Below are 17996 nucleotides of genomic sequence, written 5' to 3' on the forward strand. Positions count from 1 at the left end.
CGGCGCCTGTCAGCGCGGGGGATCCGCTACCGGCGCAACCACGCCGCGCTGGCGATGATCCGCTCGGAGGGGTGGACGACGACGCCCTGCACGGTGGTGCGCAGGCCGGTGACCTGCGACTCGCTGTGCAGGAAGACCCATGCAGCGTCCTCCATGATCAGCCGCATGGCCTCGGCGTAGATCCGGGTACGCTCGGCCTGGTCGACGGTGGTCCGGCCGCGGTCCAGCAGCGCGTCGACCCGCGGGTTGCTGTAGAAGCCGCGGTTGAAGCCCACCGGCGGGAACTGCGAGGTGTGGAACAGGGCGTACAGCCCGTAGTCCGCGTCGCCGGTCACGGTGCCCCAACCGAGCATGTACATCTGGATGTCGTTCTGCTCCCTGGGCCGCGCGGTCAGGGCGAGGTAGGCACCAAACTCGAGCGTCCGCAGTTCGAGCTCGATGCCGGCCCGGCGCGCCAGGCCCTGGATGCTCGCTGCGATCTCGGCGTCGCGGATGTACCGTCCCGTGGGGTGGTGGAACACGGCGCGCAACGGGCGTTCGCGGCTGTACCCGGCTTCCCGCAGCAGCGCTTCGGCGCGCTCCAGATCCCACGGGTAGGTCATGATCTTCGAATACCCTTGCACGTTGGGCGCGATGGGGGCGTCGGAGACGCGCGCCGTACCCGCCAGCGCCGACCGCACGATGGCCTCCTTGTTGACGGCGTAGTTGAGCGCCAGGCGGACACGCCGGTCGTTGAAGGGCGGCCGGGACACGTTGAACGCCGCGTAGATCGTCCGCAGGCTCGTGTCGACCGACACGCGGATGTCCCGGCTCCCCCGGAGTCGGTCGATCTCGCGGGGCGGGACGCGCACGGCCACGTGCAGCGACCCGGCCTCCAGCGCCGCCAGGCGCGCGCCGTCGTCGGGGATGACGCGGAACTGGACCTCGTCCAGCAGGGCCCGCTCGCCCCAGTAGTCGTCGTTACGGACCACCACCACGCGGTCCCCGCGTACCCACTCCCGGAACCGGAAGGGCCCGGTGCCCACGGGCTGACGCGCGTAGTCGGCGCCCAGGCGCCGAATCGCCGCGGGGCTCTGGATGCCGGTGCCGCTATGGGTGAGGTGGGCCAGCAGGGGCGCGAACGGGGCGTCGGTTGTCAGGCGCACGGTCATGGAGTCGACGACCTCCACTCGCTGCACACGGCTGATGAGGAAACGCCACGGGGCGCGCGTCGCCGGATCGAGAATCCGGTCGAGGTTGAACTTCACGGCCTCCGCGTCCAGGGCGGTGCCGTCGTGGAACCGCACACCGGGGCGCAGACGGATGGTGAACGTTCGGCCGTCCGGCGCGACCTGCACGCCTGTGGCAAGGCGCGGCTGGACCTTGCCCTCGGGGGTCAGCTCGAAGAGGGTTTCCACCATGTGCTCCATGATGGTCGCCGTCGGTGCGTCGGTGTACAGGTGTCCGTCGAGCGTGGTGGCATCGGTGCCCTGCCCGACGATGAGCGTCCCACCGCGTTGGGGCGTGACGGCCGGCGCCGCGCCGGCCGAGAGGCTTCCCAGACCAAGCACGCACACCAGGACTGCCATCACCGCGTTCCGCATGATCGCCCCCCATGGATGGGCGCGGCGGCGACCGTCGCCTCGCTGGCGGCGCCACGCCGCGCGGCCCCTGTGTCACGCCATCTATCTTCCTTCAACTTCTTTCAACGGCGATGACGCGATCCTTGCTTCCCCCGCCACGCGCGGACCACCTCGAGCCCGACGGGCAGCAGGGAGACCGCGATGACGCCCGCCAGCACCAGCGTCAGGTGCCGTTGCACGAGGGGGAGGTTGCCGAACCAGTAGCCGCCGAAGACGAAGATCCCCACCCACAGCAGCGCGCCCGTCACGTTGTAGACGGTGAACCGGCTGTAGGTCATGCGGCCCACCCCGGCCACGAAGGGCGCGAAGGTGCGCACGATCGGCACGAACCGCGCCAGCACGATGGTCTTGGCGCCGTGCCGCTCGTAGAACGCGTGGGTGCGGTCCAGGTGCTCCTGCCGGACGTACCGGCCGGCGGCGACCAGCCGGGCGCCCAGCGCGCGCCCGACCCAGTAGTTCACCGCGTCGCCGACGATGGCGGCGGCGGTCAACAGCGCGGCCAGGGCCCAGACGTTGAGGCCGCCGCGGGCGGCGATGGCCCCGGCGGCGAACAGCAGCGAGTCGCCCGGCAAGAACGGCGTCACCACGAGCCCGGTCTCGGCGAAGATCACCGCCGCCAGCACCGGATAGGCCCACACGCCATACGTCTGGACCACCGTGTTCAGGGAGCGGTCCAGGTGCACGAGGACGTCCAGGGCGCGCGCCAGGAACTCCACGCCTCGCGACCGGCTCCGGGGTCAGGACGACGGGGGCGCCGCGTTGGCCGCCGACGGCTGCGTGCGCCGCAGGGCCCGTGCGCGGTCCAGGGCGGCCGTGGCGGCCGCCAGCAGGGTCTCCGGGTCGGTGCCGGCCTCCGGTGCGGTGGCCACCGCGCCCTGCAGGCTGACGAGGATGCGACGGGAGCCGGCCGGGAGCGGCGTGGCGCCCGCCAGGGCCACGAGCCGCTGCAGGGCGGCTTCCGCGGCCGGACGATCGGTGCGGGGCAGCAGGGCTGCGAAGTCGTCGCCCCCGATGCGGAACAGCAGGTCGCCCGGCCGTACCGCGCCGTCCAGCAGGCGGGCCAGCTGCTGCAGCACGGCGTCACCCACCAGGTGGCCGTGGGTCTCGTTGATCTGCCGGAACTGCACGATGTCAAGCAGCAGGACGCTGAACGGCGTGTTGGCGCGCGCCTCGCGCCGGAACTCCTCCTCGAGCCGCAGGTGGAACTGCCGGCGGTTGTACAGCCCCGTCAGGGGGTCGGCCACGGCCAGACGCTCCACCGCCACCATGGCGTCGTCGAGCCGGCGCTCGAGGTCGGCGATCTTCCGCTGCGCCGCCCGCGCGGTGGCCACACCCCACGCAGCGACACCGACCAGGAGCCAGACCGCGCTGCCCAGGGCAAGGCCCATCGCCTCCGTCTCGGTCGCCTGCGCGAGCGCGGCCACCAGCACCCCGCCGGGCACCATGGCCGCAGGCGCGAGCAGCGCGTCGATCCCGACCGGCGGCCGCACGACGGGCCGCCGGACCGGCGCAGCCCGCCGCATCGCCGCCGCGACGGCCGCCCACACCACGGTGTAGACCGCACCGCCCAGGGCCACGGTCCACGCGCTGAACGCGTCGGCACCCGCGGGGGGCGTCACGGCGCCCGCGCCGCCCAGCGCGAGGACCTCCTGGCCCAGCGCGGCACCGATCCTGGTCGGCGCGCGCCGCTGGCGCACGCCGTCGACCACCAGACCGGGCACGAGCACCAGGAGGGCCGCAGGCCAGCCATAGCGGAACAGCACGCCCAGCGCCAGCCCGCCAAGCGGGGTGACCCCGATCCCCGACGGGAGCGCGATGCGCAACAGCGGCGTCACCGCCGACGCCACTCCCAGCGCGATCCAGCCCGCGGCGGACACGGCAGGCCGCGCGGTCGCCGCCAGGACCAGCAACACCACACCGACCACCGCCAGCGCCACCCCCAGCGGGCCCACCGCCCCCGCCGCCCCGGTCGGCCCGGTCGTCCCGTGCGCGCGCGCCGGTGGGGCGGCGGGCTCAGACGTTCCCATAGTGGTGGAAGAACCGGATGGTGGCCTCGATGCCCCGCGTGAAGTTGCGCAGGGCGAACTTCTCGTTGGGCGCGTGCAGGTTGTCGTCGGGAAGGCCGAAGCCCATCAACACCGCGGGCACCTGCAGGGTCCGCACGAACGCCCCCACCACGGGCACGCTCCCGCCCTCCCGCACGTAGACCGGCGGACGGCCGAACGTCTCCTCCAACGCACGGGCCGCGGCCCGTGCGGCCGGCGCATCGGGCGACGTCACCACCGGGGGCGTCGACGCGAGGTGGCGCACCTCCACGCGTACGCCGGGCGGCGCCTGGCGCTGCACGAACCGCGCGAAGCGCCGGAAGATGCGCCCGGGCTCCTGGTCGGGCACCAGGCGCATGGAGACCTTGGCCACCGCCCGGGCGGGAATCACGGTCTTCATGCCCTCGGCGGTGAAGCCCCCGGCGATCCCGTGCACGTCCAACGTGGGCCGCACCCACAGCCGCTCGAGCACCGGCACCCCGGCCTCGCCGGGCGCTACGTCGGTGCCCAGGGTCGCGAGGAAGGCCGCCTCGTCGAACGGCAGCCTGGCCCACGCCTCGCGCTCGGCGGGGGCGGGCTCCTGCACGCGCCGGTAGAACCCCGGCACGCGGATGCGACCCCGGCGGTCCTTGAGGGCGGCCACGATCTGCGCCGCCGCGCCCACCGCGTTGGGCGCCGCGCCGCCGAACTGGCCCGAGTGCAGGTCGCGCTGCGCGCCCCGCACCTCGATCTCGGTGTAGAGCAACCCCCGCAGCCCGGTGACCAGCGTGGGCAGATCGGGCGCAAACAGCGCGCCGTCGCTCACGAGCGCCGCGTCGCAGGCCAGGCGCCGGCGCCGCCGCGGCACGTACGTCGCCAGCGTGGGGCTGCCGATCTCCTCCTCGCCTTCCAGGAGGACCTTCAGGTTGACCGGCAGCCTGCCCGCCGTGCGCAGGATGGCTTCGACCGCCTTGAGGTGGACGAACAGCTGTCCCTTGTCGTCGGACGCGCCCCGCGCGTAGAGGACGTCGCCCTCCACCACCGGGTCGAAGGGCGGTGTGCGCCACAGCTCGAGCGGGTCCGGCGGCTGGACGTCGAAGTGCCCGTAGCACAGCACCGTGGGCCGCCCCGGCGCCCCCATCCACTCGGCCAGCACCAGCGGGTGGCGGGTGCCCGCCTCCACCCGTGCGCGCAGCCCCAGAGCCTCCAGGTGGGCGGCCAGCCAGTGCGCGGCGCGTGCGACGTCCGCCGCGTGCGCCGGTGCCGTGCTGACGCTGGGGATCCGCAGCAGCTCCTGCAGCTCGTGCAGAAACCGCGCCTGGTGCTCGCGCGCGTAGGCCAGGGCCGCGTCCACGCTCGCCACAATTCGACGCACGGGGCAGCTCTCCTGGAGCCGCCGCAGCCCGTCCGGTCGACTGTTTGCTGTGCCGGTCGCGTCCAGGCGTTCCCGGGATGGTGCGCGGCCTCGGCGGCCCACCCGCGCCGCCCCGGCATAGACTGCGAGGGCGGCGGCCTGTTTCGAGGGATGGTGCGCGGCCCCGGCGGCCTACCCGCGCCGCAGGCGCACCTGCAGCCGCACCGTGATCGGGTCCTCGGCCACGAAGATCAGGAAGCGGGGGATGGGAATGCCAAACGCCGAGAGCCGGATCGTGGTCTCTGCCGTGGCCAGGTACGCGTCGCCCAGCGCCGTCACCTCCAGCGGGATCTCGACCTCGCGCGTCACGTCGCGGATCGTCAGTGTCCCACGTGCCATGGCCGGAATGCGCAGGGCGGTGAGGCGACCCTGGGGGACCACCGTCCCGCGAAACACGATCTCCGGGTACCGGTCGGTCTGCAGGAAGTCCCGCCGCATCTGGGCGTCGCGCAGCCCGATGCCCGTCGACAGGGCGCGGGCGTCCACCCGGGCCTCCACCGTGGCCGCGAACGCGTCACCGTCTACCTGCCGGACGTGCACCGTGCCCGTGACGCGGTCGGTGCCGCCGGTGAACCCGCCGCGGTTGTCGCGCATGACGAACTCCACGCGGCTGGCCCCCGGCTCGATCTGGAACGCGCCGACCGGCACCAGCGTCGCCGCCTGCGCCACCAGCACCGCCATCCAGACCATGCCCCGCGCCATGGCGCCCCCTGTACCCGGGCTGCATGATCAACGCAGCGCGCGGCCCGCGCGTTCCCCGCCCGGCAAGGGTCGGGATGCTGCAAGGTTCATGGCGCGCCCGCTGGAGCGCGCGGTCCCCGCACGCAAGGGTCGGAAGCGCGCGCCGCGAACTGTCACCATATGGTCCTGCGCCTGTGGCTCGCCCGCCTGGCCGAGGGGCCGACGCGCGCGCGTGTGGCGCGCTGGCTGCTCGCCGCGTGCGCCGCCGGCTTCGTGCTCACGCTGGGCGCGATGCTGCTGGCCGGCGTCGGGCTCGATCGCTGGCTCTTCGCCCTGATCGTCTGGAGCGCGCTGATCTTCATCCCGCTGCGCATCACGCTGGACGCCTCCGGACCGCTGGGTGCCCGCGCCCTGGCCACCCTGCGACGCCGCCTCGCCGGTGACCCGGCGCGCTACGACCGCCCGGAGTGGCTGCCGGTGGTGGTCGGCGAGCTGTTCGCCCGTCGCGTGACGATGCCGCGCATCACCACGCCGGCGCACGCCCGGAAAGCGCATGACGCCGCCACCGCGGTCCTGCGCGGCCTCGTGGGCCGGGCCGATGCGCACACCCGGTTGGGCGACGCCATCCGCCTGACGGTGGCCGCCGCCGCGGCGGAGGCGATGCAGGTGAGCGCGCTGGCCAGCGGGCCCGCGGCCCAGCCCATTCAGGCGCGCTGGGACGGTGCGCGCGCGCTCGGCACGCTGGCGGCGCTGATCGACCTGCTGGCCGCCGCGTTCGCCGACCGCTGGGACCGGCCGCCTGTCGTGCCCGACCTGGCCGGCCGGCCGCTGCGCGACTTCTTGGATGCCGCGCTGGACTACTGCGACGAGGCCGCCCTGCAGGTGGACGCGCTCCCGTGGACCGAGCCGCCGCTGCTGCCGCTGCTTGCGCCTGCGGCTGTCGACGAGGTCCGCACCGCCTGGCGCGCGTTCGTGGACGCACAGCCGCCGGCGACTGCGGCTCTGCAGGCGTTCGTGCGCGCCGTCTTGCCCCCCGCGTAGTCAGCTGGCGTCGGCCGCCAGCCGCACCGCTGCCCCGCCCAGCACCTTGGCCGCCACCGGCAGGGCGTCTTCGTCGAAGTCGAAGCGGTTGGTGTGGTGCCGGCCGTCCAGCTCCCGCGCCCGGTTGCTGGACCCCACCACGAAGTAGCAGCCGGGCGCCCGCTCGAGGAAGTACGCCATGTCGTCGCTGCCGGTCGTGGGCCGCATCTCCTCGACGCGGCCGGGTCCCACGACCTCCTCGGCCACGCGCCGCACGACGTCGGTCACCTGGGGATCGTTGCGGACGACGGGGCAGCCCAGCCGTGTGGTCACCGCCGCCCGCGCCCGGAGGGCGCCCGCCACCCCTGCGGCGATCTCCCGAATGCGCCGCAGCGTCTGCTCGCGGATCTCCGGGGTGAAGGTGCGCACGGTGCCGCGCAGGTCCACCCGGTCGGGAATGATGTTGAAGGCCGTGCCGCCCTGGATCGTCCCGAACGACACCACGGCGGCGTCCAGCGGCGGCGTCTCCCGGCTGACGATGGCCTGCAGCGCCACGACGACGTGCGCGGCGGCCAGGATGGGGTCGGCGGCCTGGTGGGGAATGCCGCCGTGGCCTCCCCGGCCCTCCACGCTGAGCTCCAGCTCGTCCGCTGCGGCGAACACCGGCCCGGCGCGCACCCCGACGACGCCAGCCGGCAGGTCGTTCCACAGGTGCAGGCCGACGACGGCGTCCACCTTCGGGTCGTCCATCACGCCGGCCTCGATCATGGGCCGGGCGCCGGCGACGATCTCCTCGGCAGGCTGGAACGCGAAGACGTAGGTGCCCGGCAAGCTCTCCCGCCGCCGGGCGAGCAGCTCCGCGAGAACCACCGCGACCGCGGTGTGCCCGTCGTGCCCTCAGGCGTGCATCACCCCGGGGCGCTGGCTGCGGTAGGGCACCGCGTTGGCCTCGTCGATGGGCAGCGCGTCGATATCGGCCCGCACCAGCACCGTCCGCCCCGGCCGCCCGCCCCGCAGCACCCCGGCGACACCGGTGGTCGCGAGCCCGGTCCGCACGGCCAGGCCCGCGGCCCTGAGTCGCTCGGCCACGATGCCGCTGGTACGCACCTCCTGGAAGCCCAGCTCCGGATGGGCATGCAGATCCCTGCGCAGCGCCACCAGCTCATCGCGCGCCGCGTCGATATCCGCGAACAAATGTTCGACCAACGTCGGTGCCCCTCCCCTCCGCGCCATCTGCCGTGCAACTCACAGGACGAACAAGCCAAGCCACGCCGGCCGCGTTCCCACTCCCCCATGGAGATGTGGGTGCCTCACAGTTCGAGGAGGCACCCGAGAATCCCCTGTCATGGCCCGTTGTAGCCCCTTCTGGCCATGTCTGGCCTTCGTCCGGCACCGGATTCGGCGCCGAAGACAGGAAGCCTCCGCCAGGTTGGGGAACATTGAACCGTCATGGCGCTGTGGCTGCAGGAAGGCGACGTCGAACGACTGCTGGCGATGGACGACGTGATCGCCGCGGTCGAGCAGGGGTTCCGCTGGCTGGGAGAGGGGATGGCGGTGAACCAGCCGCGCACGCGCGCGGTCACCCCGCAGGGCGTGCTCCACGTGATGCACGCCGCGGTCCCGCCGCTGGGCGTGGCCGGCCTCAAGGCCTACGCGACGACGCCCGGTGGCGCGCGCTTCGTGGCGCTGCTCTACCGGCTGGAGGACGGTGAGCTGCTGCTGGCGGCTGAGGCCGACCGGCTCGGGCAGCTGCGCACGGGCGCGGCGAGCGGTGTCGCCACGAAGGTCCTGGCCCGTCCCGACGCGGGCACGCTCGGCGTCATCGGGAGCGGGTGGCAGGCCCGCACACAGGTGCAGGCGATCGCGCGGGTACGGCCCATCGCGCTGGTCAAGGTGTACAGCCGCACGCCCGAGCGCCGCGAAGCGTTCGCCGCAGAGCTCGTGGACGCCCTCGGCGTCGAGGCGGTCGCCGTGGAGCACGCGCAGGAGGCGGTCACCGACGTCGACGTCGTCGTGACGATCACCTCTGCGCGCGATCCGGTGCTCCACGGTGCCTGGCTCGCGCCGGGCGTCCACATCAACGCCGCCGGCGCCAACGCGGCCACGCGCGCGGAACTCGACGCCGAGGCCGTGCGGCGCAGCCAGCTCATTGCGGTCGACGCGCTGGATCAGGCCCGGGTGGAATGCGGCGACCTCCTGGCCGCAGAGCGTGCCGGCGATCCCGTGTGGTCGCGCGTCGTGGAGCTGGGGGCGATCGTGGCCGGCCGCCAGCCGGGACGGACGGCCCCCGAGCAGATCACGCTCTTCGAGTCCCAGGGCATCGCCACCGAGGACGTGGTGACCCTGGAACTGCTGTACCGACGTGCGGTCGCCGCCGGGGTGGGGCGGGAGCTCCCCACCTCGCCCGCGGCCGTCCGCGTCCGCCGGTAGCCGTTCCGGCGCGGCCGCGCGGTCGAGGACCCGACAGGCGGCGTCGATGCGGTCGTGGGCGTTCCCTGCGCCAGCGCGTCGGGGTGACGCTGTGCTGCGCGACGCCGGTACGAACGCCTGTCCCCTGCGCTCGCAGGCCGGGGGTAGGGCGACGAGCTTGAATGCGACAGGCAAGCACCTGTCTCCTGCGCCCGACGGCGGGTGGACCCGGGGTGTAGTTCTCGCTCCAATGGCGTGAGCCCACCCCTGTGCTCGAAGGCGGGTGGGCCCGGGGCCAGGCCAAGGGTCAGGGATTGACTACCTGTCTCCTGCGCCCGAAGGCGGGGGACCACCAGGGGGGAGCACATCGTGGCCGTACGCGTGCTCGTAGCCGATCCGTTGACGCACCGGTGCGACGCGCTGGCGGTGGGAGTGTTCGCGGCACCGGGACGGCTCGAAGGGCTGGCCGCCAAGATCGACCAGGCCCTGGGCGGCTCGCTGGTGCGCATCCTCACCGAAGAGCGGTTCACGGGCGAGGTCGGCAAGGTGCTGGTCGTGCACACGCACGGCCGCCTGCCGGCCGCGCGCATCGTGGTGGTGGGGCTGGGCGACCGTGACGCTTTCTCCCAGGATCGGCTGCGCCTGGCGGCCGGCGCTGCGGCACGCGCCGTGCAGGAACGACGGCTGGGCCGGCTGGCCTACCCGCCCGTGCAGTACAGGGACTGGGAACCTGCGACCATCGCCGCCCTGCGGACCGAGGGCGCGTTGCTCGCCACCTACCGCTTCGGCAAGTACCAGAAGGAGCGCCCCACCGAGGTGCACATCGACCTGCTGGCTGCCAACCGCGCGGAGGCCACGGCCGTGGAGGCGGGCCGCCGCCGCGGCCAGATCGTGGCCGAGGCGGTGAACTACGCGCGCGACCTGGTCAACGAGCCGCCCAACGTGCTCACCCCCGACGCGCTGGCCGCAGAGGCGCGGCGCATCGCCAGGAACACCAGGCTCAAGGTGCAGGTCTGGGGCCCGCAGGACCTCAAGAAGCGCGGCATGGAGCTCACGCTCGCCGTGGGCGGCGCCAGCGCCCACACGCCCCGCTTCATCCAGATCGAGTACGCGCCGCCCAAGCCCCGCCGCACCGTGGGCCTGGCCGGGAAGGGTGTGACCTTCGACACCGGCGGCGTCGACCTGAAGACCGCCGAGGGCATGGCCACCATGAAGTCCGACATGGCCGGGGCCGCCGCGGTGCTGGCCACCATGCAGGCGTTGCCGCTGCTGCAGGCGCCCGTCCGGGTGCTCGCGGGCATCGCCGCCGTGGAGAACGCGGTGGGCAGCCGCGCGTACCGGCCCGGCGACATCCTGCGGGGCCTCAACGGCACCACCGTGGAGATCGCCAACACCGACGCCGAGGGCCGCCTGATCCTGGCCGATGTCGTCGCCCACCTGGCCGCGGCCGCACCCGACGAGCTCATCGACCTGGCCACGCTGACCGGGTCCGCATCGATCGCGCTGGGGCCGTACGCCGCCGCGCTGATGGCCAGCGACCAGGTCCTCGCCGACCGCCTGCTGGCGGCGGCCGCGCGGGCAGGCGAGCGCCTGGTGCCCTTCCCCCTCTACGACGAGTACCGCGAGGCCATCAAGGGCGACGTGGCCGACATCAAGAACTCAGCGGGTCGGCTGGGCGGCGCGCAGAAGGGAGCGGTCTTCATCCGCGAGTTCGCCGGCCGGGTGCCCTGGGCCCACCTGGACATCGCGCCCGTGGCCTTCCTCGACCGCGAGGGCACCAACGCCATCCAGCCCAAGGGCGCCTCGGGGTTCGGCGTGCGCACGCTGCTGGAGTACCTGACAGCGCGCGCCTAGCGCGCGGCTTCCCGGGCGGCGCGTCGAGCGGCCGACGCAGACCCCGCACGTCCACGGAACGGCCGTAGACGGCGCCGCCGGGAGGGAACCTGTACTGACCGCAGGTCCATCACGACGCGGCGCGGAGGTCCGGATCGCAGCAGCGGCCGCACCAGCGCCCCGCCGAGGGGGCAACAGCCTGCAGGACCGCGCGACGCCCGCGGCCCGCCGGGCGCAGCATGCCGGCGGACCCGCGCGCCGCCGCGCGGCCTCTCAGCGCGTGGGTGGCAGCAACGCCCAGATCTCCTGCGTCGCCGGCAGCGCCTCCTTGCGCACGGTCGCGGTCGCACCCAGGCGCTTGGCCGTCTTCCCCTTGAGGTAGTCGTCCAGGGTGCCGATCGGCCAGTCTTTGTTCACCTCGGTCTTGAAGTGCATGGGGATCACGATCCTGGGCGCCAGCCGGGCCACGACGCTGTCGGCCTCGGCCGGCCCGATGGTGTAGAACCCGCCCACCGGCACCATCAGCACGTCGGGGGTGCCCACGGCGCGGGCCTGCTCGTCGCTCAGCGGGTGCCCCAGGTCACCGCAGTGGACGACCCGCAGGCCTTCCGCCTCGAAGATCGTGATGGTGTTCTTGCCGCGGGCGGCGCCCTGCTGATCGTCGTGGTAGGTCGCCACGCCCGTGATGTGGAACGGGCCCACGCGCTCGTCGACCGTGGCCCAGTCCTTGCCCTCGTTGCGGAGCCCGCGGATCACCCGGGGCGCGCCGCCGACCAGCCGCACGTTGTTGTGGTCGAAGTGCTCGTGGCTGACGACCACGGCGGCGGGCGTGACCGCAGGCCGCGGGTAGCCGATGTCGTCGTTGAACGGGTCGATCACGACGGTGGTGCCGTCGGCGGTCAGCGCGAACATCGCGTGCCCGAAGTAGCGCAACTCCACGGTGCTCACCTCCTGCAGGTCCCGTGTGCTATGCCGGACGGTAGACGCTGTGGTACACCCATCCGGCGACGAGCCCGCCCAGGGCGGGCCCGATCCAGTAGACGTAGTGCCCTGCCCAGGCGTTGGCGAACAGCGCCGGCCCGAACGCCCGCGCCGGGTTCATGGCGGCGCCGGTCAGCGGGCCGCCGGCCAGGATGTCCATGGCGATCACCAGGCCGATGAACAGCCCGCCCACGCGGGGCGCGCGCCCGTCGACCGCCGTGCCGAAGATCACGAACACCAGGAAGAACGTCAACACCGCCTCGACGACGATGCCCGTGCCCGGACTGACCCCGTCGGCCAGCTGCGGCGTCCCCAGGCGTGCGGCGGCGCGCACCGCCTCGGGAAACGCGCCGTCGAGGAAGAACGCCGCCAGCGACGCGCCCAGCAGCTGCGCCACGATGTAGGCGCCCGCCGCCGCCAGGCCCAGCCGGCCCGTGGCCGCGAACGCCGCGGTGACCGCGGGGTTGAAGTGGCCGCCGGAGAGATGGCCGGCCGCCGACACCATGGTGGCGATGGCCAGGCCGTGGGCCAGGGCGATGCCCACCAGACCCACCTTGCCGCCGGTGAGGGCGTCGGCGAGGATCGCTCCCGCGCCGACGTAGACCAGGGTGAACGTGCCCACCAGTTCCGCCAGCGCGGCCTTCCACAACGGCGGCGCCATCGCGCATCCTCCGGGGTCGGTCAGGTGCGGATGACCACCATCTGGATGGTGGTCATCTCCTCCACCGCGTAGCGCACGCCCTCGCGGCCGAGCCCGCTCTGCCGGTTGCCCCCGTAGGGCATGTGGTCCACGCGGAACGTGGGAACGTCGTTGACGATGACCCCGCCGAAGTTCAGCCGCCGGATGGCCTGGAAGACGCGGCCGATGTCGCGGGTGAAGACGGCCGCCTGGAGCCCGTACTCGGTGGCGTCGGCGGCGGCCAGCGCCGCCTCGAACTCGTCGTACTCCAGCACCGCCGCCACCGGCGCAAACGCTTCCTGCGCGACGACCTTCATCTCGGGCCGCACCCGGGTGAGCACCGTGGGCAGGTACACCGCGCCGGTGCGCTGGCCGCCGGTGACGACCTGCGCGCCGCCCGCCACCGCCTCGTCCACCCACCCCTCGATGCGCATCGCCTCCCGCTCGTCGATCATGGGCCCGACGTCGGTGCGCTCGTCCAGCGGGTCGCCGACGACCATGCTGCGGGCCGCCTCGGCGAACTTCTCGGCGAACGGCGTGGAGATCGTGCGGTCGGCGAAGACCCGCTGCACCGAGATGCAGACCTGCCCGGAGTAGTAGAAGGCGCCGAACGCACACCGTTTCGCCACCAGGTCGAGGTCGGCATCGGGCGCGACGATGACCGGCGAGGTGTTGCCCAGCTCCAGGGTGATCTTCTTGATGCCCGCGTGCCTGGTGATCTGCTCGCCGACGTCGCGGCTGCCCGTGAAGGTGACCTTGCCCACGCGCGGATCGGCCACCAGTTGCGTGCCCACGGTGCTGCCGGGACCGATGACCAGGTTGATCCCGCCCGGCGGCAGCCCGGCCTCCAGGAGGAAGCGGCACAGCGCCACCGACGTCAGCGGCGTGGTGCTGGCCGGTTTCAGCACGATGCTGTTGCCCGCGGCGATGGCCGGGGCCACCTTGTGGGCCACCAGGTTCAGGGGGAAGTTGAACGGGGTGATGGCCGCCACCACGCCCACGGGCCGGCGCACGTAGAACCCGAAGTAGCCCTCGCCGGCCGGCACCGCGTCCAGCGGCACCGTCTCGCCGTGGATCCGCTTGGCCTCTTCGGCGGCGAACGTGAAGGTGGACACCGCGCGATCGACCTCGACGCGGGCCCACTTCAGCGCCTTCCCCGCCTCGGCGGCGATGGTGCGCGCCACGTCCTCCCGGTGGGCCTGCAGCAGCGCCGCGGTGCGCAGCAGGATCTCGCTGCGCCGGTGCGCCGGCAGCGCTGCCATGACGGGCGCCGCCTCCGCCGCCGCGGCCACCGCGGCGTCCACGTCGTCGGGCCGCGACTGGGGCACGACGCCGATCACCGCGCCCGTGTACTTGTTCCGCACCTCCAGCGGGGCGCCCCCGTCGACCCAGCGCCCGCCGATCAGCAGCTTGTCCGTCATCTGCAACATGGGAGTCCTCCGAGGTGTGCGCGTCGCTCTTATCGTACATGCTAGAATGGGCGCCGTGAAGCGGACGTTCCGCACGGTGGACGAGCTGCGGGTCCTCGCCGCCACCGCCCGCGGCGACCGGCCGCCGGACCTGCTGCTCGTCGGGGGACGCGTCCTCAACGTCTACTCGGGTGAGCTCTACCCTGCGACCGTGGCCGTCGCCGCCGGCCGCATCGCCTACGTCGGCGAGCGCGCCCTTGCGCCGGGCCCCCGCACCACGGTGATCGACGCCCGGGACCGGGTGATCGCGCCCGGCTACGTCGATCCCCATGCCCACCCGTTTGCGCTGTGCACGCCCGACGCGCTGGCGCGCGCGGCGCTTGGCCTGGGCACCACCTGCATCGTGGCCGACACGATGCCGCTGTTGATGCTGACCGCCCCCGAGCAGACGGGCGAGGCGATGGCCGCGCTTGGCGACCTGCCGGTGCGCTGGTTCTTCTTCCTGCGCCAGCACGCGCAGGGCCACGTGCCCGACGAAGACGCGCGGTTTGGCGACGCCCGGCTGGCGGCGCTGCTCGGGCGCGAGGAGGTGCGCGCCGTCGGCGAGCTCACCCGGTGGCCGGAAGTCTACGCCGGGGACGAGACGCAGCTGCGCCGCATCGCCCGTGCCCTGGCGGCCGGCCGACGGGTGGAAGGGCACGCGCCCGGCGCCTCCGCCGACCGCTTGCAGGCCCTGGCCGCAGCCGGGATCTCGTCGGACCACGAGGCGCTCACCGCAGATCAGGCCCTGGCGCGTCTGCGCGCCGGCCTGTACGTCATGCTCCGCCACGGGTCGCTGCGACCCGACCTGGACGCCCTGGCGCCGGTCGCGACGGGACCACGCATGTGGTCGGGCCGGCTCATGCTGACGCCGGATGGCCCCTCGCCGCAGTTCCTGCGCGACTGCGGCTACATGGACTACCTGGTGGCCGCGGCGATGCGCGCCGGCGTCGAGCCCCTGGCGGCCTACCAGATGGCCACGCTCAATCCGGCCACCTACTACGGCCTCGACGAGGAGCTGGGCGGCATCGCCCCGGGGCGGCGCGCCGACCTGCTCCTGCTGGAACGGCTGGAGACGCCGCGCCCCGAGGTCGTGATCGCCGGCGGGCACCTGTGCGCGCGCGAGGGCCGGGTCATGGTCGAGCTGCCGCGCATCCCGTGGGACCGGTGGATGCGGCCGCTGACTCCGGGCCCATGGCGGCCAGACCCGGGGTTCTTCTCGCTGGACGGCCTGCCCTCGCCCGCCCCTGCGGCCCACCTGGAGAACACCGTGATCACCGTGCGCCGCGACATCGCCCTCGACGGCCAGCGTCTGCCCGCAGGGGTGCTGCACGCGGTGCTGTTCGATCCCGGCGGCCGCTGGCGCTGTCGGGCCCTGCTGTCGGGGTTCGCCGACCGTCTCGGTGGGCTGGCCGCGAGCTACACGGGCGGTGGCGGCATTCTCTGTCTTGGGCGCGCACCCGCCGACATGGCCCTGGCCGCTACCTGCGTGCTCGACCACGGCGGCGGCATCGCGCTCGCCGAGGACGGCGCGCTCCTCTTCCTGTTGCCGCTGCCCGTCGGCGGCATGGCGTCGCCGGATGCGTGCACCGAGGTGGCCGCCGCCCTCGACCGCCTGGACGGCCTGCTCGCCGCGCGCGGGTACCGGCACGGTGAGGTCGCCTACACGTTGCTGTTCTTCAACTTCGACGCGTTACCCTACGTGCGGTTGACCTATCGGGGGTTGTGGGACGTGGTGGCGGGGCGGGTGCTCTACCCCCGGGAGGACCTCGCCGACGCGCGCCGATAGCCACCGTCAGCGCCCGGTGACGTCGGCCCCAGCGCGGCGAAGTCTGACCGCTCGACCAGCAGCGAGGCGCACATCCCCGCCACCAGGGCCCAGAACGGCGCGGCGATGCGCAGGACGACCAACCCCGAGGTGGCCACCAGGAAGGCCACCAGAGCCCCCACCAGAAACCGCCCGCCGAACGCCTGCTGGAAGAACTGCGCCATCGGCCCCAGCAGCGCCAGGCCCCCGAGCACGTCCACGAGCGCGCGGGGCACCAGGCGCGTCACGGCGGTCACTGCCGGCGCGAGCAGGCCGGTGGCGATCCACAGCACGCCCAGCAGCACGCTGACGGCGTAGCGCCGGTCGAGCGGCCCGGACGCCGGGCCGGCCACGATGGCGGTCGACGGCCCGGCGATGCACGCCGAGTGGGCGCCGAAGAGCGCTGAGGCCAGGGAGCCCACGCCCGACGCGGTGGTCAGGGACGAGACCGGGGGGCGATAGCCGCTCGCCGTGAGCGCGGCGATCCCCTGCACGTTCTGCACCCCGACGACCATCAGCACCAGGGGCACCACGAGCTCCGCAGCGGCCGCCACGGAGAACGCGGGGACGACCGCCTGGGGCTGCCCGATCGCGACCGTCAGCGCGCCCCAGTCGGCCTGCCCCAGCACGGTGGCGCTCACCAGCCCGGTCACCAGCGCGACCAGCACGGGCGGCAACCGCCGCAGGCCCGGGACCACCCACGCGGCGAAGAACGCGGCCACGGTGAGCCCGCCGACCGCGGGCGCCTGCTGGACGCCGCGGACGATCGCGCCCACGAACGGCAGCAGCACGCCGGCCACCATGCCCATCATGATCGGCAGCGGCAGGCGCGCGGTCACCCGTTCTACCAGCCCCGAGACGCCCAGTAGCACGAGCACCGCCCCGGCGAGCCAGTAGGTGCCGACGACCTCCTCGAACGGCAGGTGGCGCAGCGCCGTACCCACCAGCACGACGCCGGGGATGGTGAACGCCCCCACGATGGGCTGGCGGTAGCGCAGGCTCAGCACGATGCTGAGCGCCCCGCCGGTGATCTGCACCGTCGCGATCCACGAGATGGCGCGCGCCTCGGAGAGGCCGGCCTGCTGCGCAGCGGCCAGCGTGATCAGCAGCGGGCTCAGGCTCCACAGCCACGCCACCACGGCGCTGGCCACGCCCCCGGGCGCAAGCGCCCGGGGCAGGTCGCCGAGGTTACGCGCCAGCGCGCGCAACACAGGCGCAGGACCGCCGGGCACTGCCTGGAGGGGCGGCGCGATCGCCGCCAGCCCGGCTGCCTCGTCGGGCTCGCTCACGGCGCGCGGGCGAACTGCGGCTTGCGCTTCTCGACGAACGCGCGCACGCCCTCCTGGCCGTCGGCGCTGCGGAACAGGCCGTCGAGGAGCTCGCGCTCGATGCGCAGGCCGTCGTCGAGGGCACGCTCGCGGCCCTGGTGCACCGCCAGCTTGATGGCTCCGATCGCCGACGCCGAGCCCTCGGCCAGGGCCTGGGCGTAGGCGCGGGTCTCGGCCTCGAGGCGGTCGGCGGGCACCAGCCGGTCGAGGATCCCCAGCGCGTGCGCCTCGGCGGGCCCCACCCGCCTGCCGGTGACCATCAGGTCGAGCGCCCGGCTCCAACCGATCAGCCGGGGCAGGCGCTGCGTGCCGCCGTTGCCGGGCAGCAGGCCCAGCGTCACCTCGGGCACGCCGAGCTGGTAGGCGCCCTCGGCGCCAAAGCGCAGGTCGCACGCCAGCGCGATCTCCAGGCCGCCACCCAGCGCATGCCCGGCGATCTGCGCGATGAAGACCTTGGGGATGGCGGCGATGCGGCCCAGAGTGCGGTGGGCCAGCCGGCACATCTCCATGTTCTGCTCGGGCGTGCTCTCGCTGAACGCCTTGATGTCGGCGCCGGCGCAGAAGAACTTCTCCAGGGCGCTGCGCACGATCACCGCCCGGCAGGCGGGATCGGCGGCCGCGGCCTCGATGGCGCGGCCCAGCGCCTCCATGAACGTGATCTCGTACGAGTTGGCGGGCGGACGGTTGAGCGTGATGACGCCCAGGGCACCCTCGCGGCTGTACTCGACGGCCATCGTCTCCTCCTCACCC

Annotated in this window: 15 protein-coding genes and 1 pseudogene; 4 read left to right on the plus strand and 12 right to left on the minus strand. The window is 73.8% G+C overall.

Annotation, left to right across the window (positions count from 1 at the left end; genetic code table 11):
* Positions 1-26 precede the first annotated feature (26 nt).
* The 5 genes from QN157_00630 to QN157_00650 all read right to left on the minus strand — a co-directional run bounded on the left by QN157_00630 (position 27) and on the right by QN157_00650 (position 5762).
* Complete coding sequence (locus QN157_00630) at positions 27-1583, minus strand: glutathione ABC transporter substrate-binding protein (protein ID MDR7554089.1); 1557 nt, start codon at positions 1581-1583, stop codon at positions 27-29.
* A gap of 101 nt (positions 1584-1684) precedes the next feature.
* Positions 1685-2338: a DedA family protein gene (locus QN157_00635; GenBank protein MDR7554090.1), complete on the minus strand. Its 654-nt coding sequence runs from the start codon at positions 2336-2338 to the stop codon at positions 1685-1687.
* Positions 2339-2359: 21 nt separating this feature from the next.
* The gene (locus tag QN157_00640; protein ID MDR7554091.1) at positions 2360-3574 is read right to left on the minus strand and encodes a GGDEF domain-containing protein; all 1215 of its coding nucleotides are present in this window, start codon (positions 3572-3574) and stop codon (positions 2360-2362) included.
* Between the two features lie 61 nt (positions 3575-3635).
* A complete protein-coding gene (locus QN157_00645) occupies positions 3636-5021 on the minus strand; it encodes a dipeptidase (protein ID MDR7554092.1) in 1386 nt (461 codons plus the stop codon).
* A 171-nt stretch (positions 5022-5192) separates the two neighbouring features.
* Positions 5193-5762, minus strand: a complete 570-nt coding sequence (locus QN157_00650; protein ID MDR7554093.1) for a YceI family protein — start codon at positions 5760-5762, stop codon at positions 5193-5195.
* A 159-nt stretch (positions 5763-5921) separates the two neighbouring features.
* Here QN157_00650 and QN157_00655 point away from each other — a divergent pair, with 159 nt between their 5' ends.
* A complete protein-coding gene (locus QN157_00655; protein ID MDR7554094.1) occupies positions 5922-6782 on the plus strand; it encodes a hypothetical protein in 861 nt (286 codons plus the stop codon).
* Here the strand turns inward: QN157_00655 and QN157_00660 are convergent.
* A pseudogene (locus tag QN157_00660) lies at positions 6783-7646 on the minus strand (amidohydrolase).
* 12 nt (positions 7647-7658) lie between these two features.
* On the minus strand, positions 7659-7967 hold the full coding sequence (locus QN157_00665) for a hypothetical protein (GenBank protein MDR7554095.1): 309 nt from the start codon (positions 7965-7967) through the stop codon (positions 7659-7661).
* Positions 7968-8210: 243 nt separating this feature from the next.
* On the opposite strand from QN157_00665, the gene QN157_00670 reads away from it, so the two are divergent.
* Positions 8211-9191, plus strand: coding sequence for an ornithine cyclodeaminase family protein (locus tag QN157_00670; GenBank protein MDR7554096.1), 981 nt, complete (start codon positions 8211-8213; stop codon positions 9189-9191).
* 348 nt (positions 9192-9539) lie between these two features.
* Positions 9540-11024 (plus strand): leucyl aminopeptidase, encoded by a 1485-nt coding sequence (locus QN157_00675; GenBank protein ID MDR7554097.1) that lies wholly within the window; start codon positions 9540-9542, stop codon positions 11022-11024.
* A 252-nt stretch (positions 11025-11276) separates the two neighbouring features.
* On the opposite strand, the gene QN157_00680 is transcribed toward QN157_00675, so the two are convergent.
* The 3 genes from QN157_00680 to QN157_00690 are packed head-to-tail and all read right to left on the minus strand — an operon-like array spanning position 11277 to position 14093.
* On the minus strand, positions 11277-11951 hold the full coding sequence (locus QN157_00680; protein ID MDR7554098.1) for an MBL fold metallo-hydrolase: 675 nt from the start codon (positions 11949-11951) through the stop codon (positions 11277-11279).
* Positions 11952-11970: 19 nt separating this feature from the next.
* Positions 11971-12645 carry an aquaporin gene (locus tag QN157_00685; protein MDR7554099.1) on the minus strand — a complete coding sequence of 225 codons (675 nt, stop codon included), beginning with the start codon at positions 12643-12645 and terminating at the stop codon, positions 11971-11973.
* A 20-nt stretch (positions 12646-12665) separates the two neighbouring features.
* Positions 12666-14093: an aldehyde dehydrogenase family protein gene (locus tag QN157_00690; protein MDR7554100.1), complete on the minus strand. Its 1428-nt coding sequence runs from the start codon at positions 14091-14093 to the stop codon at positions 12666-12668.
* 55 nt (positions 14094-14148) lie between these two features.
* On the opposite strand from QN157_00690, the gene QN157_00695 reads away from it, so the two are divergent.
* Positions 14149-15900 carry an adenine deaminase C-terminal domain-containing protein gene (locus tag QN157_00695; protein MDR7554101.1) on the plus strand — a complete coding sequence of 584 codons (1752 nt, stop codon included), beginning with the start codon at positions 14149-14151 and terminating at the stop codon, positions 15898-15900.
* Here the strand turns inward: QN157_00695 and QN157_00700 are convergent.
* Entirely contained in the window at positions 15864-17207 is a 1344-nt protein-coding gene (locus QN157_00700) for a benzoate/H(+) symporter BenE family transporter (protein MDR7554102.1), read from the minus strand. The two genes, QN157_00695 and QN157_00700, sit on opposite strands and share 37 nt — an antisense overlap.
* Positions 17204-17980 (minus strand): enoyl-CoA hydratase-related protein, encoded by a 777-nt coding sequence (locus QN157_00705; protein MDR7554103.1) that lies wholly within the window; start codon positions 17978-17980, stop codon positions 17204-17206. Before QN157_00705 ends, QN157_00700 begins: the two co-directional genes overlap by 4 nt.
* Positions 17981-17996 lie beyond the last annotated feature (16 nt).

This window comes from Armatimonadota bacterium (genome assembly GCA_031459855.1).
GTDB classification, from domain to species: domain Bacteria; phylum Sysuimicrobiota; class Sysuimicrobiia; order Sysuimicrobiales; family Humicultoraceae; genus Fervidifonticultor; species Fervidifonticultor primus.